Source organism: Steroidobacter sp. (genome assembly GCF_036406195.1).
Lineage (GTDB): Bacteria > Pseudomonadota > Gammaproteobacteria > Steroidobacterales > Steroidobacteraceae > Steroidobacter.
The window spans coordinates 435,596-454,223 of sequence record NZ_DASWVW010000016.1; the positions used below are offsets into that span (position 1 = coordinate 435,596).

Consider the following 18,628-nt stretch of genomic DNA (forward strand, 5'->3'; position numbering starts at 1 on the left):
GGAAGGCACCTACGCCTGGCGCGTTGTATCCAGGTTTTTTCTCCGAATTTTGGCCAAAACTCAGCGACCTGGCAGATGCTGCATTGCCAGCCACGCTGGCCTTGCATGTCATCGAGCTCTAAACTAACATATTAGCTAGGGTTCGAGATAATGATGATGCCGTCCTGGGGGAAACATGCGTTCGACTATCGGTTCGAGAAGTTCCGCCATGGTGGCGGTGAGTGCACTGGCGATGTCGGCCACCTCCTGGGCGGCGGACGAACCCGCGGGATTGGAAGAGGTCGTCGTCACCGCGCAGCGACGCACAGAGAATCTGCAGGATGTGCCCATTGCAGTCTCGGTGCTTACCGGCGACATGCTCGCCAACAAGGGCGTCAGCAACATCATCGATTTGCAGTATGCGGCGCCTGGCTTCACCGCGGCCGACTACGGCTCGGCCAATGTGCTGAACATCCGCGGCATCGGTCGTAGTGCGGTCGATATCGAACTGCCATCGGGCGTGGTTCTATATCGCGACGGCTTTCCGACGTTCCCCGGCTATTTCCAGAACGAGCCGTACTACGACATCGCGGCGGTCGAGGTTCTGCGCGGACCGCAAGGCACGTTCGTCGGCAAGAGCGCCGGCGGCGGCGCGATCTTCATCAGAACGGCCGCGCCGGACCTGTCGAAGTTCGGGGGCAAGCTCGAACTGGAGGGTGGCAACTACGAACAGTACGGTGGCACCGCTGTCCTCAACGTCCCGCTGAGCGACACCTTCGCCGTTCGCATCGCCGCTCACCACGAGCAGCGCGGCGAACCTTTGGTCGATTCGATCACCGGTCCGTATACCGGCGACCCGGGCACGCCCGATCTCACCAGTGTGCGCCTCGGCGCCTTGTGGCAGCCGACCGGCGAGCTCAACGTCCAGCTGCGCGTCGATGCGAGCGATCTGGATTTCGGCGGCAATATCACCAGTTCCTACGGCTATCCGCTCTATCATCCGGTCAACAATGCCGATTTTCAGTACCGCGACCGGTCGATCCGCACTGTCGCCAACGTCCGTTACACGTTTGCCAATGACATGGTCCTGAGCTCGGTGACCGGCTATCAGCGAGTGCACACCAACAACAATTTCGATCGCAACGGCAGTCAGCCCGACTACAACCGCTTCGACAGCCAGGGCATTTTCAAGCTGTATTCACAGGAGCTGAATCTCATTTCGCCGGAGGACGTGGGGCCGTTCTCCTACGTGCTCGGCGTGTTCGCGCAGCGAACCGAGAGCGACATCTTCGACTGGACGCGGCGCGGCTTCAATATTTCCTTCGCTCCGGGCTATCCCATCATCGGGCTCGGCGAGCCCTACCTGAAGAAGGAAGACGACCTGTCCGCGTTCGTGGATGTGAAGTTCGCGCTGACGCAGCGGTTGAAGTTGCAGATGGGCGTGCGTTACAGCAACTACCAGCTCTCCAACCATACCAACGTCGTGCTGGGCGATTCGCTGAGCCCACCGACCATCCCGCTGTTCGTCGGCGATCAGCGGCGCGACGACGACGATGTCGATGGCAAGGTGTCGCTGACGTATGAGCTCAGCGACGGCAACAACGTGTATGCGATCGTCTCGCGCGGGCACATCAACGGCGGTTTCAACATCATCGGCGGCGCGCCCTTCGATCCGGAGGAGATCTTCAACTATGAAGTCGGCTGGAAGGGCACCTGGGCCGACGGCAACGTGCGTACCCAACTCGGCGCCTACTACCAGACGCTCTCCAACTACCAGGCTCAGTTCGCGTCCGAGGATCTGCCGAGCCAGAACATCCTCAAGAACGCTGAGGGCGACAGCAAGATCTACGGCGTGGAAGCTTCGCTGCAGGCGAAGCTCGGCGGCTTCGGCTTGGATTTCGCCGCGGCCTACCTGCATAGCGAATTGGGCACGTTTCCCCGGGTCGTCGATCCGTTCAATGGCGGATTCATCAGCATCTCCGGCGGCCGCTCGCCGTTTTCTCCCGAAGTCACGGTGAATGTCGGTGCGTCCTATGCGTTCGACGTGAGCAGCGAGCTAACAATCACGCCTCGTCTCGATCTGTCGTATGTGGACGAGTCCAACGGAGCCCTGATCGAGCATCCGGCGACGTTGCTGCCGTCACGCACGCTGCTGAATGGCGGTCTACGATTCGACATGGGGACATGGTATGCGGATGCGTGGGTCACGAACGCCACGGATGAGCGATACGTGGCGGGCATTCAGGACATCGGGAATATCTGGTATCCGGGAGCGCCGCGCCAGTATGGAATTCGCGTCGGCTGGGTGTTCTGATGCGAGCCCGTACTGTCCAATAGTCCGGACGCCTGCTGCAATTCCTCCTGACGCTGCCTGCCGGCTGGATCAACCGCCGGCAGATCGAGGCGATCGAGTCGTGTAGCCTTCAGGCATTCTTCACCAAACTCCACTGCGAGCCCCGAGTACTTGATGCCGCCGAACGGCACGCGTGGGGCGATGTCCGGGCCGAGCACATTGCTTTCGACATGCCGTCGCCCATCGGCACCCGGTGCACAAACCAGCCATTTGCCAGCATCCGGGCGTCAGCGTCTTGGAGCAAAGCGCAGCGCACTTGTACCAGGGCGAAGTTGGCTCGACACGCACTTGTACAAGGACGCTGTTGCCTTGACAAAGCTGGGAGATGAGTCGGAAAGTCGCACGACACAGAGCACCGACTTGAAGCGCAGTGACATGAAAATTTCCAGACGCGACACTTTGAAGGGTCTAGCTGCCGCCACTGCTGTGGGCGGGCTGGCCGCTTGTGGGCGCAGTACGTCACCACCTGCGCAGACGAGCCGCAACGACTTCTACGACGTCGTGGTAGTCGGCGGCGGCTTCGCCGGAGTCACAGCTGCGCGAGATCTCTCGTTTCGAGGGCGACGTACTCTCCTGCTTGAAGCACGCCCCCGGTTGGGCGGACGCACATTTACCTCTGAGTTCGCCGGCCACCGGGTCGACCTGGGCGGCACGTGGATCGGCGTCGAGCAACCTTTTGTCTGGGCAGAGCGGATGCGCTACGGAATCGGGTTGGCCGAGAGCGCTGCATTTGCACAGCCTCAGCAAGGGATCTACCTCGCGGGCGGCAAACGACATCAGGTAACGCCGGAAAAGTACGCCGAGCTGTTCGCTTCCGGTGCGCGCAAATTCCTGGCGCCGGCGCAGGAAGCTTTCCCGCGGCCTTTCGATCCGTTCTTCTCCAAGGCTTACGAGCGTTTCGATCACCTGTCGTCCGCGCAAGCGCTGGAAGCACTGAAGCTGTCACAGCCCGAACGCGACATCGTCAGCGGCTTCGCGGCTATCAACGGCCATTCGCACCTCGCCGAGATTGGCTACCTCGACCAGCTCAAATGGTGCGCGCTCGGCGCCTACGATCCGCTGCGATTGTTCGAGAACTGTGCGCGCTATCGGCTCGAAGGTGGAACAGGAAGCTTGCTCGACGCCATGTCCAATGACTCACGCGCCGAAGTACGCCTCTCGAGTCCGGTTACCGCGATTGTTCGCGAGAATGACACTTACAGAGTCGAGATCGAGGAGGGCGGCTCGGTAGGCACGCGCGCTGTATTGTTGGCTGTGCCTTTGAATGTGCTCGCCAGTCTGCGCTTCGAGCCGGGAATTTCGGCCGAGAAAATGGCCGCCAGTCGCGAGCGCATCACAGGCAGCGGCACGAAGCTGTACGCGCGCCTGAAGGGCACTCAACCTGTGTTCTCCGCGCAAGGGCCGGACAAAACCCCGCTGACTTTTCTTTGGTCCGAGTACGTCGACGAAGACAGCCAGATCGCAGTGGGCTTCGGCCCGGATCCGAAGTTGCTCGACGTCAATGACACCGAAGCTGTGCAGAAGGCCGTCGCGGCGTTCGTTCCAGGCGCTGAAGTTCTCGAGTCTACCGGCTACGACTGGAACGTCGATCCGTACTCGCAAGGGACCTGGTGCATGTACCGTCCGATGTTTTTCTCAAAGTATCTGCGCGAGCTGCAGCGACCCGAGGGTGGGCTGTACTTTGCTGGCTCCGATATCGCCAATGGCTGGCGCGGCTTCATTGACGGCGCAATAGAGTCGGGCATGAGCGCAGCACGACAGATCCATTCCGCACTGAACAGCTGAGAGGACAACTCGCCATGGCGCGATCCGAAGAAGACGATATCCGAGCAGTGATCCAGCTCTACATTGACGGTGCTCGCGAAGGGAACGTCGAGAAGGTGAAGCAGGCCTTTCACCCGCAAGCGCGCATGAGTGGCTACCTGCAAGGGACTCTGCTGATCGCCGGTCCGGAGCCGTTCTATGAGGCGGTCACCAACGCGCCGGCTCCAGTGAAATCCGGCGAGCCGTACAAATCCGAGATCGTGCGACTGGACGTGGCAGGGCCAGTCGCCAGCGCAACGCTCGAGGAAGGACCTTATCTCGGCATGCAGTTCACGACTTTTTTTCACCTCATTCGGGTGGAAGGTCGCTGGCAAATCGTCAGTAAGACCTTCATGCATCGCTGATGACTACTCATCGACTCGTCGCTGCGCTCGGTGTTTCACTACTGGGCGTAATTGTGTGGGCAGTATCTGTCGTGGCAGCCGAGCCAGCCAAGACGCCGTGCGACATCAGCCGAGGTGAGCGCGTTTTTGCGAAGTGCGCGATCTGTCACAGCCGGGCTCAGGATGTGCCTTCACCGGCCGGTCCCAATCTGGCTGGCGTGATCGGCCGCAAAGCGGGCACTGCCGCAAACTTCAAGTATTCGTCCGCCATGAAAAAATTCGCGCGTAGTTGGTCAGCGGACGAGCTTGACCGATTCCTCCAGCAGCCCGCATCGGTCGTGCCGGGCACGACCATGGCCTTTGCTGGCTTGAGCAATGCCGACGATCGCCGAGCACTCATCTGTATACTCGCGACTCCGTCCCCGTGAAGATCGGAACCTCGCTTGCGAGTTGTCGGGGCGCCGGTCGGGCAGATCAGCGCGCCCTGTATCACTAACGTGAGCGTCTGGACTGTTTCAAAGGATTGCTCGACGAAGTTTTTTTGCTCGTTGTAGCTGGATGGTCCGCTCGCCGTTGCCGAAGAGCCGGTCCTTCGGCGCACGCCGATTCCTGATCATGGATCGAGATATAAAGTATTCGGCCAGCTTTCGTGCCCATTGTGGAGGCCCAGGCGTCGCTCGGTGACCTAGCCATATTTGCTTGCCCACCTCGCCGTCGGTGCGCTTGAACCCCGTCAGCCTGCTCAGGTTTACTCGCCGAAGGGATCAGGCAATTTGGGGATAACAATGACGACGAACCGATTCTGCAAGCGCGCGACGCCGTCGATCGCCGCCCTGTCCGCTCTGCTGAGCTCAGTGGGATTGGCACAACCCGCCGACGATGGGACTGATCGTGCAGAAACGGCCGAGACGGCCCAGGCGACGCCGGGCGACACCGTTGCTGAGATCATCGTCACCGCTCGTAAGGGCGGTCGAGGCGAATCCGTGCAGCGAATCCCTGAATCCATCAGGGCGTTCGGTTCCCAAGAAATCGAAAGTGCCGGACTGACCCGCATCGAAGATGTGGTCGAGCTCACGCCGAATATTGTTCTGCAGCCGTCCTATCGTCTCGGTGTCGTCAACTTGTCGGCGCGCGGACACTCGACCCCCCAACAGGGTGACTCGCCGATCGTGATCAACTTCGACGGAGTCCAGGCCCCGGCGCAGGATTTCATCAACCAGGACTTGTTCGATATCGAGCGCATTGAGGTCGTGAAGGGGCCCCAGCCACTATACGGCGCTGGAGCTATCGCCGGTGCGATCAATATCATCACCAAGCAACCAAGCAACGAGCAGCAAGGCTTTGCCAAGATAAGGTATGGCAACGCAGACGCGGTTCGTGGGGTGGCCGGATTCGCTGGTCCGATCGTCAACGACAAGGTCTACTTTCGCCTCTCCGGCGTTCACCAGCGCCGCGACGGCTACATCCAGAACACTTTTACGGGCGATCCTGTCGATTTCCTGAAGGAAAGCGCGATCCGCGGTTCATTGCACGGCGATTTCAATTCCGTCCGTGTCGATCTGAAGGGAGCTTATACTCATACGGAAGCCGGAGCGTCCTACTATGAATCCTTTCCTCTGATTCCGGATCCAGTGCCCCAGATCGACTCGCTGTTCGGCGGCCGCCTCGGCCGCCTGGGCAGCGATATCAGCGACGCCAGATTCGAGAACAGCAGCAGTACCCCCACCGAGGAAAGCCGGGAGGTGCGGACTGCTTCCGCCAAGGTCGAGGTCGATCTGGCCGACGGCATCCTGACTTCCGTCACCGGCTACAACAAGAGCACGCAGAGCGATTTCGGGGATCTGGATTTCCAACCGGCCGACATCCTGCTGCAGGACGTGCGTTACGACGTGAGAGTCTTCAACCAGGAGCTGCGGTTCGCCTCGGATCCGGGTGAGCCGTTTCGCTACGTCGTGGGCGGATTTTTTCAGAAGCGGAAGATCTACAACCAGGTCGTAGTTCTGCTCGGCGACTTCACGACCGGCTACAAGACGTTGCAGGCGGCCCGCACCAATCCGCTGAACTCGGTTCTGACGGACGGCCGGGACGACGTCAGCAGCGACGCATTTGGGGCGTTCCTCAACGTCGACTATGACATCACCCAGCGCCTGACGCTCAACGTGGTTCTGCGATATGACACGATCGACTACCAAACGAGCTACGCTGGCGAGAATCCTGCGTTCCTGGCGATGCCACTTGCCAGCGCCAGCCAAACATTCGATCAGTGGCAGCCGAAGTTCAATCTTTCCTATGAATTGGCCGACGACGTACTCGCGTATGCAAACTATGCCCGCGGTTTTCGCAGCGGCGTCCCCAACCCGACAGCCGCTTACGCGGGCGGGCTGCCGCGCTTCATCAAACCCGAAACCTCCGATGAATTCGAAGTGGGTGTCAAGTCGTCCTTCTTCGATCGGAAGCTGCAGCTCAACGCTTCTGCCTTCATCTCTGACATTCACAATCGCCACCATTACTTCTATGGGGCCTCGCTACAGTCGATGACGACCTATCAAAAGGCGCGGGTCAAAGGCATGGAGGTGGAGCTGAATGCACTGCTGGCGCGAGGACTCGAGCTGCAGGTAAGCGGCGGTTTGATGTCCGCGAAAATCGATTCGCACGAGATCACGCAATACACGGATTTTACGACGGGTGCAGTCGCCCTGACGGTCGATAACCGTGGCAATGTATTGCCCGACACGCCCGAGCGAACTTTCAATGCTGCGCTCCTTTACAGGACCGCCGTGAGCAGCAGCCTCGAGGGCACGGCGCGGGTCAGTTGGCGCTACACCAGCAGGATATACTTCGACACCGAAAACCAGATCTCTGACACCGGCGGCAAGAGCTTTCTCGACCTGCGCGCGGGACTCGAAAGCAGCAACACCGGTTGGGGAGCGACTTTGTTCATGGAGAATGTCACCGACGAGCGGACCTATACCAACTACGCCTACTCCGGCGGGCAGGGGAACTATCTTCCGAATCAGCCCCGCACCTATGGGATCGAACTCGACTACAGATTCTAGTATGGTCGCAAAGGTCAAACGACGCCCGGCGATATCCCGGATCGCTTTGGGCTGACCTTGTCGATGGGTGTCGAGTGATGGCGGTGGCTAGGTGGTTGCCAAGTTTCTAAGGCCTGAAACGCGCGTCCCTCTGATCGACCGGCCGCGGCTGGTCGATCGGATGGCGGCTTTTGCGGCACGCAAATGTACACTGCTTCATGCTCCCGCCGGCGGAGGAAAAACCTATTTCCTGACGCAATGGCTCAAACAGCCCGAGCTACATCGGCATCAGGTATTCTGGATCAGCCTGGATGAGCAGGATGCCGATCCTCAGCACTTCCTCGCGACCCTGGCGGCATGCGTCAAATTTTCCTTTCCTGCAAGCGCTGCCGTTGCGCTCTCTGATCACATCCGAGCCGCGGCCCACACCCTGTGGTCGGCCTTTCTCGAGCTGAGCCCGCAGGCGATCATTATTCTTGATGATTATCATGTCGCTGAATCGCAGGGGCTCAACGCGCTGCTCGGTGTCCTGCTCGAGCGGCTTCCCTCCGGCATACACATTGTCATCGCGAGCCGCAGTCTGCCCGCGGTGCCTATAGGGCGCTTGCGGTCGCAGGGACAAGTTCTCGTCATCGGTTCTGCAGAGCTCGCCTTTGACGCCCCTGAAAGCCGCGCGATCCTCCAGGGCCATATTCCCGAGACGAAGGTCGAGGCCGTGGCGCGCGAGCTCGCGGGCTGGCCGGTGCTCGTCCAGCTCGTGGCCATCAATGCACCTGCCGGCCTCGATCTGCGCAGCTCGACCGAGGCCATCGATTGTGCATGGGGGGACATATCGAGCTTCGTCGAGAGCGAGATCATGGGACGGCTTTCGCCCGAGGTGCGCAGGGCGGCGATCCAGACATCCGTCGCCAGAACTGTCACATTGGATCTGGCGAGCGCCATCTGCGACCGCGAAATCGACACGGATTCGTACTACGCGCTGACCCGCGCCTTTCCGGTCGTTCCCGCTGCGAAGGCAGACGCAGGTGGCTTCTGTCACCATCCAGTGATATCGCGCTATTTGCAGGAGTGCCTCGCCGCGCTCGGCCATCGGATGGTGACATGTTGCCACCAGCGCGCGGCCAACTGGTTCCTGTGTCAGGGAGATGTGGCTGGTGCTGCCTTCCACATGGCGGCGACCGGCGACTTCGATGGCATCGCAACGCTGATCGAAAACAGAGGAGCCGTCCGGATTGCTCTGATCGACGGCTTTCCCGAGCTGGTGAAGCTTATCGAACTGCTGCCGGCCGAGACGATCATGAAACGGCCTCGGCTTCGCCTGGCACAAGCCTGGATTGCGGCAAAGAACGGCAATGTCGCTGCAGCTCGTCAATGGGCCACGGCAGTTCAGACCAGCGCATCGAGCTTACCGATCGACAACACGATCAAGCGTGAATCGCTGTTCGTCGACAAGATGATGTGGACAGTTTACGAGGAGAATTCGATCGGCGCCGACGCCCTGCAGGAGATCGAGGACATTCGCGCGCTGATGCCGGATGACGATCAGTGGTTCGCGAGTTGGATCAACAACTTGCTCTGCGTGATGTACACACGCCGCGGCAACCTGATGGCTGCCAACGAAGCAGCGGCGCAGGCGCTGACCGGCTACCGCATGATGGGCTCGCTGTATGGCGAGGTCTTCATGCGCGGCCATCAGGCGATGATCTCCATCATGTCTGGCCGGTTTGGCGATGCCGCTCGCCAGGCTGAAATGGCAGCCTCGCTGACCGAGGCGAATTTTTCGGCCGATATCGGGTTATCGGCGATGATCGACTTCCTGCGCGGCCACATAGCTTATGAGCGGAATGAATTCGCGCGGGCCAGGCAACTCCTGGCGCCTGCGCTCGAGAAGATCGGGTCGGCGGAGACCTGGGTCGAGCTCCACGCCTTGGGCGCCGCGACGCTCGCGAAGATACATTTCGAGGAGGATTCCCGGGAACAGGCCTTTGCCTGCCTCGACAAATTGCACCTGGTTGGTGAGCAGCGCGGTCTCCGGCGCTTGCAGTGGCTGGCCGTACACTGCCGTTTCGAGCTTTTGCTCTCTGCCGGCGAGCGCTCCCACGCGCAGGCATGGGCGGAGTGCAATGATATCTTCCTCGCAGCTGCACCTTCGTTCGCAACGTGGTTCGAGGGTGAACGCGCAGCCCTCGCGAGAATGCATTACAGCCTGGTGCAGGCTGACGATCGCGAGAACCTGCAGGAAAGACTCGAGGACTTTGTCGAGGAAGCCGAAGCGCTGGGCCACAAGCGCGCAGCGGTGGAGGCATTGATCCTCCTGAGCCGGCTGTTCCACGAACGGCATCGGCATGACGATGCAAGAGCGTCCATTGAGCGAGCTCTGGCGCTTGCCGTTCCCGAGATGATGCTGCGCCCTTTTCTCGAGAACGGCGCACCGCTCGTCGCCGTGCTCAAGTCGATGATCCGCTCGATCGGTATCAAGTCGCTGCTGCCTGCGACACTTTCCTTCATCATCCGGATCATCGCGGAGGCGGGCGGCCTGCCACAAGGCGGTAGCGGCGCAAGCACGATGTTCAGCGAAAAAGAGCTCGAGGTGCTCGGCGATCTGGTTGCGGACAAGTCCAACAAGATGATCGCGCGGCATCTCGCAATTTCGGAAGCGACCGTGAAATTTCACCTGGCAAACATCTACCGCAAGCTCGGGGTCAATACCCGAGCTGACGCGAAGACCATCGCGCGCGAACGTCGTCTTGTGAGTGAATGAGAACGTCGACGGCCTCCTAGCCGTTTTGGTGCCCGTCCCTAGCCTGCGATGGCGTTTGCAACTGCATCGATGCCCGCGATGATGCAGGCATGGTAGCGATTCATGCGCTGCGGGGGCCAAAAGATCATGAGAATCGGCGTGGACGTCGGGGGGACCAACACCGACGCGGCGGTTATGGACGGAGCGAGGGTGCTTGGCTCGACCAAGGCATTCACTACCGAGGACATTGCGAGCGGTGTCACCGCATCGATCGAGAGTGTGCTGAAACAGGTAAAGCTGCCCAGCACATCCATCCAGTCCGTGATGATCGGCACGACGCAGTTTACCAATGCGTTCGTCGAGCGCCGTCGACTGGCGCCGGTAGCCGTCATCCGGCTCGGCCTGCCCGCCAGTGCGAGCCTGCCGCCTCTCACGGGCTGGCCGAGGGCGCTCGTCGAGGCCATCGGCAGCAATGTTTTCCAGTTGCACGGCGGCAGCGAGATTCATGGCGGCGACATATCTGCGCTTGACGAAGCTGGCCTGCGCACAGCCCTGAGGCAGATCCAGCGTCGTGGCATCACATCGATCGCCATTTCCTCGATATTCTCTCCGGTCAATCCCGCCATGGAAAAGCGCGCGAAGGCGATTGTGGAGGAGGTTTACCCGGCAGCCAGCGTGACACTCGCGAGCGACATCGGACGAGTTGGATTGATCGAGCGGGAGAATGCCGCTGTCATGAATGCATCGTTGTCCGAGCTCTCGCGTCAGGTGGTTGGCGCATTCAGGGCATCACTCAGCGACCTCGACATGCAGTGCCCGTTCTTTATCAGTCAGAACGATGGCACCTTGATGAGCGCCGACTATGTCGAGCGTTATCCCGTGCTGACGTTTGCCTCGGGTCCGACGAACAGCATGCGGGGCGCGGCTTATCTGTCCGGCGAAGAGGACGCCGTAGTGATCGATATCGGCGGCACAACTTCCGACATCGGGGTTCTGCAGAAGGGATTCCCGCGTGAATCCTCGGTGCCTGTCGACATCGGCGGCGTTCGCACCAACTTTCGGATGCCCGATGTGCTGGCGCTCGGTCTCGGCGGGGGCAGCATCGTTCACACGGATGGCGAGCTCAGGATAGGGCCGGACTCCGTGGGTTTCCGGCTTTCACGGGATGCGCTGGTCTTCGGCGGACGGGTCCTGACGACAACCGATATCGCTGTTGCCGCCGGCCACGCGACGATCGGTGATGTATCTCGCGTACGTGGCAAGATTCCGCAGGCGCTCATCGATGCGGTGACCACCAAGGTTCACGAGATGCTCGAGGCGGGTATCGACCGAGTCAAATCCAATTCAAAGGACGTGACCGCGATCCTTGTCGGAGGCGGCAGCGTGCTGGTCTCTCGCCGGCTAAGGGGCGTTTCGCGCCTCATCGTGCCCGAGCGATCCGCCGAAGCGAACGCGATCGGTGCGGCGATTGCCCAGGTCGGAGGCGAAGCCGACCGGATATTCCTGTACTCGGACGTCGGCCGTGAAAGGGCGCTGTCGATCGCCCGGGCCGAGGCTTGCGACAAAGCAATCAAGGCCGGCGGAAAGCCCGACACCGTCAAGGTGATAGACGTCGAGGAAATCCCTCTGGGGTACGGATCGGGCGGCGCTGTGCGGGTACGAACCAAAGTTGTTGCTGATTTAGTAATGGATGCCTGAACGTGGACGATCATTCTTTCAAGCGCGCGCCGCGCCCGTCGACGATCTCGCTGGGGGATCTTGAGGCCTTCGGGCGTGGTGCTGCGCTTCTCGGAGCCGGCGGTGGTGGCGATCCGTATGTCGGCCGGCTGGTTCTCGAACACGAGCTGAGCAGGGGAGGCCAGATCGAGATCGTCGAGCTCGCCTCCATTGCAGATGACGCTTGGGTGGTCCCAGTCTGTGTGATGGGTGCGCCTACCGTGATGATCGAGAAGGCGCCAAGTGTGGATGCGTTCGTCCTCGCGCTGCGCAAGCTCGAAGAACGATTGGGCAAGCGTGCCGACTATCTCATTCCACTGGAAATCGGCGGCATCAATTCCACCGTGCCGCTGGCCCTGAGCGCACGCTTGGGTCTGCCCGTCGTCAACGCGGACGGCATGGGGCGTGCCTTCCCTGAAATTCAGATGGTCACCTTTGGGATCGGTGGGAACAATATTTCCCCGATCGTTGTCGCCGATGAGTTCGGGGATGTGATCGAGGTTACTGCACGATCCAACCTCGTCGGCGAGCGGCTGTCCCGGTCGGCTGTTGCGCAGATGGGGGGAAGCGCCCAGGTAGTCCTGTACCCGATGAGCGGACTTCAGGCCAAACGTACTGCAATCCCGGATACGCTGAGGCTGGCGTTGGACATTGGCCGGGCGATCACGATCAACAGCGATGAAGCGCCCGAGGATCGTCTTTTTGCCGCGCTCGGAAAACTGGATCGACCTCGTCGAGGGTGCGTTCTCTTCAAGGGCAAGGTGTCGGATGTGCAGCGGGAGACACGCGGCGGGTTCAACTTCGGTACCGTAAGAATCGAACGTCTCAGGCACTCCGAGGACACGCTGGAAATCGTCTTTCAGAACGAGAACCTGGTCGCCTATCACAACGGCGTGCCGGTGGCACTGACGCCGGATATCATCGCAATCGTGGACAGCGAGACTGCCGAGCCGATCACAACCGAAACTCTGAAATTCGGTCAGCGCGTCAAGGTTCTCGGGATCACAGCACCCGATCTTCTGGTGACACCCGAGGCCATCAAGGTGGTTGGTCCTCGCGCCTTCGGCATCGATCTCGATTATGCACCGCTGCGCATCGGCGGGTCGCCCTCGATCGCAACAGGCGGATAGCATGGCCAAGATAGACGAGCTGACCGAAGACTTTGCGCTGGAGCCGGTGCCGTCGGCAAGCACGGTCAATGGCGTGCGGGTTGCCATGGTGATCGTTGGGTTCACGATCACACTACCGATCTTCATCGCCGGTTCCAACATCGGCCTGTCACTCGGCTTCATGAATGCTACCGCCGCGTTCCTCGGCGGTGGTTTCATACTTGCGATGATCGGCTCGCTGACCGCCTACATCGGTGCCAAGACGCGGCTGTCCACGTATGTCATCACCCAATTCTCGTTCGGCCGGCGGGGCGCGCGCGTCGCGAACGGGGTGATCGCGATGGCACTCTTCGGTTGGTACGGCGTCACGGCGGAGCTCTTCGGCAAGGCCTGCCAGAAGGCAATACTCGACCTTTACGGCCTCGATCTCGGTGTCGTTCCGCTCAGCCTGGTTGGCAGTACGCTGATGGTGTTCACCGCCATCTGGGGCTTCAAGGCGCTCGACAAATTGTCAGTTTTCGCGGTGCCGTTGATGGGTGTCTTGCTGGCCACGGCGGTGCTGTTCGCGCTGCGCTCGACTTCGTGGCATGAAATTGTAGCCACCAAGGGCGACACGATAGGTAAGGGGACCGCGACCTCGCTGGTGGTAGGCAGTTTCATTGTCGGGGCGATCCTGCTTCCCGATTTGTGTCGCTATGCCAGACGGTCCTGGGAGGGCATTGCGGCTGCGGCCGTCTCGCTCGGTGTAATCTTTCCGATCGTTTTCTACTGCGCAATGATCCCGAGCCTGGCAACGGGCAAGAATGATCTGGTCCTGATCATGATCGGCTTGGGTATCGGTCTGCCAGCCCTCGCGCTATTGATCTTCGCAACGTGGAGCACGAACTCGCACAACCTGTACTCGACGTCTTTGACACTGGCGTCGCTCTTTCCGGCGATCAAGAAATGGAAATTGACGGTGGTCGCCGGTCTTGCAGGTACGGCTATCGCCGCCGCTGGAATCACCGACCATTTCGTCGCGTTCCTATTGTTGCTCGGCACCAGTATCCCGGCGATCGCCGGAATCTACGCGGCAGACTTTTTCGTAATCAGTAAACAAAAGTACACGCCGCAGCGTATGCGAACGATACAGAACACCAACCCCTGCGCGTTCATTGCGTGGATTGGCGCGTCCGGCTTTGGTTATGCGACTGAGCAGGGGCTAGCCGGAGGTATCACTGGTGTCACTTCTTGCGACTCCGTGCTGATCGGCTTCGTCCTTTATGTGGTCAGCAGTCTGGTCCTGTCTTGGGCACTTCCGCAACAACAAATTGTCCATTGACGCGACCATCGCTGTGGTCCACGAACACGGCATCAACTCGGCGCCAGAGGAAAAGGCACGTCGTGGCCGACCTTTACCCTTTCTCGAGGCGCACTGGACAGCACTGAGTTTAGCGCTGGCGGGCCAATCTCCGCATCCTTGATGTGAGCGAGATCAAATCCCTCTCGATGATTACCAATGGCGATCTCACTGCTGCCGCGGGTTGTGTCATTTGCCTGCGGGTGCGTGACGCTCAATTCGCCACACACAGGCCGGCGTAAGAAACATGCACCGTGGGATGTCGGCGACGAAACCAACGTCGCCGGTTCGCGTAGTGGCGCTGGCCCAGGCTTCATCAAAGACCGCCAGATCTTGACCGGTCGCAACTCGGGAGAGTAGAAAACTACCACGGCGGCCTCGGAGCAAAGGCACGTTTTCATCGAACGAGGCGCTGGATAAACATGCGCGGGCATTACGACGACCGATCCCGACTGCGGCTCGAGAGTGATGGTTTTGGAACCATCGCGAATTCCGGTTGGTCTCGCTCTTATTTATCTTCATGAGGAGTGAATCGTGGGTCTTAAAGTACGCTGGATCAGGACGGTCGGATACGATACCCATAATCAGCGCCTGGCCGATGATTTCGGCAACGTCCGCAATCCCGGAACGGATATCGAAGTCGTGTCGTTGAAGAACGACTCGGTCACACATCATCTCGAGTATCAGTCCTACGAGGGGCTGGTGACGGCGGATATTGTTCGGGTGGTCCGGGATGCCGCCGTACAGCAGTTCGATGCTGTGGTCGTCGGCTGCTTTTACGATCCAGGGCTGATGGAAGCGCGGGAAATTTCCGGGGATACGGTCGTGGTGGCGCCCTGCCAGGCGTCAGTCGAGCTGGCGATGTCGCTGGGCAACAAGTTCTCCATCATCATCGGTCGGCAGAAGTGGGCCGATCGCATGGAATCGCGCATCCGTGAATATGGATTCCACCATGGGCTGGCGTCATTTCGGGAGCTTGGGTTGGGGGTTCCAGACTTTCACAAGGATCGCGCTGAGACGGAACGGCGGATGATCGCCGCGGCACGCAAAGCAATTCAAGAAGACCGAGCAGAAGTGATCATCCTCGGCTGTACGCTCGAGTTCGGGTTTTACCGAAAGCTGCAGGAGATTGTCGGCGTGCCGGTGATCGATTGCGCGCTTGCAGCCTTCAAGCGGGCGGAAGCTTTGGCAGATCTCAAGCGACGCTTCGGCTGGAAGCCGAGTCGGGTGTGGGGCTGCGAGCCGCCGCCCGAAGACGCCGAAATCCACGCATGGAATGTCTTTGCACCGTCTCTTGTGCCTATTGGCGGACGGGTGTGGAACCCTTGGGAGCAGTGAGCGATCGCAACGGCAGAGAATGCGTACTACCGGCCTGTGGTCGCATTCGCCGAAGATCTGGCCCGGGCGATCGCCTGGGTTCGGCTATCGAGGCTCAGCTTCGAGAAGATTCGCTTCAGGTGAAACTTGACGGTGTTCTCCGTCATCCCCAGAACCCGTGCGATCTCCTTGTTGGACCTGCCGCTGGCTAGCACCTCGAACACTTCCCGCTCCCGTCCGCTCAGATGCTGCTGTCCATCGATTGCGTCAGCGGACGCATTCTTGACCGTAAAGCTCGCCAATAGATTCTTGGCGAAGGTGGTGACGAGGATGTCGACATAGTCATGCCTCGATGACTTCACGACGGCTCGCAACAGTGGGACGATCTCGCGAGAGCGCTCGAACGGCAGTGCGATTCTTTCCGGGGCTGCCATCGTGAGCCCCTCGATCAGATCCGCGATTGCATCGATCCTGTTCCCGGATCGCTCACGAACCAGGGCGCGGATTGCGAGCGCATCGATCAGGTAGATCGCGGCGCTCGTCGCCCGGCAGCACTTCATCGCTCCGTCAAGTGCTTTGAGGGCGGCAGCGCGATCGCGATCCAGATGATATCGCGCCAGCGCCAGGCGGCTTTCGACATACGGCCGCCAGAGGAACGGCTCTTGCCGCCAACAGTCCTCCGGCAACGCCAGCGTGAGCTGGTGAGCAATGATGTAGTCTGCATCCCCTGCGCCGTGTCGAAGCGATTGCGCGTCGGCGAGCAGATCGAGGCGACGCAGGCCGCGTTGGGATGCTATGCGACGTGCCCTGATGATTGCCGGCTCTGCACAGTCGTGCTGTGCGCATTCCACTTCGAGCCCATTGGCATAGAGCTCGAACCAACCGTCAAAGGCCTCGACCTGCTCCATGTCGGTGAGAAACGCCGCCCTCTGCGAGCCGGTGAGGCGGCCTCTCCAGTGGTGCAGAACTGCCCTCAGCAAATTCGATTGCGCCTTCAATCCCGGGTCGGAGGCGAAGTTGTCCACCGCCATCCGATACGCCGCACCGAATTGCGCTTCGGCAACTTGGAAACGCCCCTGGTAGAAGGCCGCAAGACCGGCATGCAGCAGGCTGTAAGTGAGTCCAAGCACCGTCCTCGCGCGACGCATGATTCGCATGGCTTCCTGCGCATGCGTTTCCGCCTCGGCGATCCGGCCTAACGCCAAGGCTCCGAGGCTCTGCTCGCAGGCGAGAATGCCAATCGTGAGGTGATCGGACTGCGGCTGTTTCGCCATGATCGCGCCGAGTCGCTCGAGATTCGATGGGCGTCGTTGATCCTCATAGCCGTCCAGCAAGGCGCCGACGTTGATCAAGTCGCGCGCCAGCTTCGATCCCGCCGCCGCGCCCACGCCCGCATCCTGGACCGTTTCATAGATGGCTCTGGCATCTGACAGCCGGCCGTCCTTCAGGTGCAGATAGGCCTGTGCGATCTGAATTCTCGAATACTCGGGCATTAGCGCTTCCGGGATGTTCCGGAGCAGATTGCGCAAGTATCCGATGCCGCCAAAGAGGATGAGCTCCCATGCGCCCGCTTGCTCGATCAGCGCAGCACAGCGTGCGTAGTTCCCTGCCGCGCGGGCATGGCGCACCGCTTCTGGCAAGTCGCCATTCTGCTCATACCAGCTCGACGCATTGAGGTGCAGTTGACGGATTTCTGCAGGGAAGCACCGGCACAGTTGGTCTTGCAGATATTCAGCGAACAGATGGTGATAACGAAACCATCCATACGGCTCGCGCAGCGGGACCAGTAGCGCGTTGAGATGCTCGAGGCGAACGAGCATGTCACGACTATCGGCACGTCCGATCACGGCATCGGCAAGCGACGCATCGAACCGCTCCAACACTGAGGTTTTCAAAAGGAACGATCGTTGGTCGTCGGTCACGCTGCACAGGACCTGGTCGGTCAAGTAGGCGGCGACATGTCCGGAGTCGCCCTTGAATCGCTGCAGAAACGCGAGCCCTTCATCGTCGGATCGAAGCAGGAGCCTGGCGAGTTGAAGGGCGACCGGCCAGCCCTCCGTCTTTGCGTGGAGCAGATCCAGCGCCGTCGGAGTCATCGTTCGATTCAGCACGCTCTCGATGTCATCGCGCGAAATACGAAGCGCGTCCGCGTCGATTTCAGCCGCGACCCCGGCGGCGAGCAACCGCGAAAGGTCGAGATGCGGCCGAACGCGGCTGGTGAGAATGATCGTGAGGTTATGCGGTGCCGCGCCGACAATGCTGGCGAGGGTGCGATCAACCGCGGGCCCGCTGACGCGATGATAGTCATCGAGAACGAGGACGATCGGAGTGGGAAGCTTTGCTATCGCTTCCAGCAAGCCCGACATCGCGGGGCGCAGGGCGCTATCCATCAGCCCTTGCTCGGCGAGCGGCGCCAGCCATCCCAAGTCGAGGTTGGCCTCGCGCAGTGCGAGGATCACGTATGAGAGGAATTGCAGCGGCTCGGAGTCCGCTTCGTCCAGTGAAAGCCAGCCTACTTGGGTTCCGCGCGACTTTTGACGATCGCGCCACTGACCCATCAGGATCGACTTGCCAAATCCGGCCGGCGCCAGGACGAGTCCGAGCCGCTTGTTCAAGAACTGGTCTAGGCGTTCGAGCAGGTGGGCGCGCTCCAGCAAGCCCACGTCGTGCTTCGGTGGGTCGAACTTCGCCCGAGTCAGCCATCGTTGGCTTGGGCTCTCTGCAACCTCGCTCACCATCGTATCTGGATCCGCGCCCGCCTGGTCGAGCCAGTGTAGCGTGGAAACCCAGTTCAATCGAACCGCCAGACGCATGGGTCCCGCCCACCCAATGGGTGGTCACGCATCCCTCGAACGGGTAGTTCAGGGTCTTCTGCCGCGGACCCACCCACATT

Annotated in this window: 11 protein-coding genes; 10 read left to right on the forward strand and 1 reads right to left on the reverse strand. The window is 60.5% G+C overall.

What is annotated here, in order from left to right; translation table 11 throughout:
- Positions 1 to 175 precede the first annotated feature (175 nt).
- The 10 genes from VGE08_RS07275 (at position 176) to VGE08_RS07315 (ending at position 15,756) form a co-directional block, all read left to right on the forward strand.
- Complete coding sequence (locus VGE08_RS07275) at positions 176 to 2,293, forward strand: TonB-dependent receptor (protein WP_331067192.1); 2,118 nt, start codon at positions 176 to 178, stop codon at positions 2,291 to 2,293.
- A 414-nt stretch (positions 2,294 to 2,707) separates the two neighbouring features.
- Positions 2,708 to 4,117: an FAD-dependent oxidoreductase gene (locus VGE08_RS07280; protein WP_331067193.1), complete on the forward strand. Its 1,410-nt coding sequence runs from the start codon at positions 2,708 to 2,710 to the stop codon at positions 4,115 to 4,117.
- 14 nt (positions 4,118 to 4,131) lie between these two features.
- Positions 4,132 to 4,500 (forward strand): nuclear transport factor 2 family protein, encoded by a 369-nt coding sequence (locus VGE08_RS07285; RefSeq protein WP_331067194.1) that lies wholly within the window; start codon positions 4,132 to 4,134, stop codon positions 4,498 to 4,500.
- Positions 4,500 to 4,907: a c-type cytochrome gene (locus VGE08_RS26315; protein ID WP_349258641.1), complete on the forward strand. Its 408-nt coding sequence runs from the start codon at positions 4,500 to 4,502 to the stop codon at positions 4,905 to 4,907. Before VGE08_RS07285 ends, VGE08_RS26315 begins: the two co-directional genes overlap by 1 nt.
- Positions 4,908 to 5,264: 357 nt before the next feature.
- A complete protein-coding gene (locus tag VGE08_RS07290) occupies positions 5,265 to 7,535 on the forward strand; it encodes a TonB-dependent receptor (protein ID WP_331067195.1) in 2,271 nt (756 codons plus the stop codon).
- A gap of 91 nt (positions 7,536 to 7,626) precedes the next feature.
- Positions 7,627 to 10,275 (forward strand): LuxR C-terminal-related transcriptional regulator, encoded by a 2,649-nt coding sequence (locus VGE08_RS07295; RefSeq protein WP_331067196.1) that lies wholly within the window; start codon positions 7,627 to 7,629, stop codon positions 10,273 to 10,275.
- Positions 10,276 to 10,464: 189 nt separating this feature from the next.
- Positions 10,465 to 11,952 (forward strand): hydantoinase/oxoprolinase family protein, encoded by a 1,488-nt coding sequence (locus VGE08_RS07300; RefSeq protein WP_331067231.1) that lies wholly within the window; start codon positions 10,465 to 10,467, stop codon positions 11,950 to 11,952.
- A gap of 2 nt (positions 11,953 to 11,954) precedes the next feature.
- A complete protein-coding gene (locus VGE08_RS07305) occupies positions 11,955 to 13,100 on the forward strand; it encodes a DUF917 domain-containing protein (RefSeq protein WP_331067197.1) in 1,146 nt (381 codons plus the stop codon).
- Between the two features lies 1 nt (position 13,101).
- A complete protein-coding gene (locus VGE08_RS07310) occupies positions 13,102 to 14,400 on the forward strand; it encodes a cytosine permease (protein WP_331067198.1) in 1,299 nt (432 codons plus the stop codon).
- Positions 14,401 to 14,952: 552 nt separating this feature from the next.
- Entirely contained in the window at positions 14,953 to 15,756 is an 804-nt protein-coding gene (locus VGE08_RS07315) for an aspartate/glutamate racemase family protein (RefSeq protein WP_331067199.1), read from the forward strand.
- Between the two features lie 26 nt (positions 15,757 to 15,782).
- On the opposite strand, the gene VGE08_RS07320 is transcribed toward VGE08_RS07315, so the two are convergent.
- On the reverse strand, positions 15,783 to 18,548 hold the full coding sequence (locus tag VGE08_RS07320) for a LuxR C-terminal-related transcriptional regulator (protein ID WP_331067200.1): 2,766 nt from the start codon (positions 18,546 to 18,548) through the stop codon (positions 15,783 to 15,785).
- Positions 18,549 to 18,628: the final 80 nt, after the last annotated feature.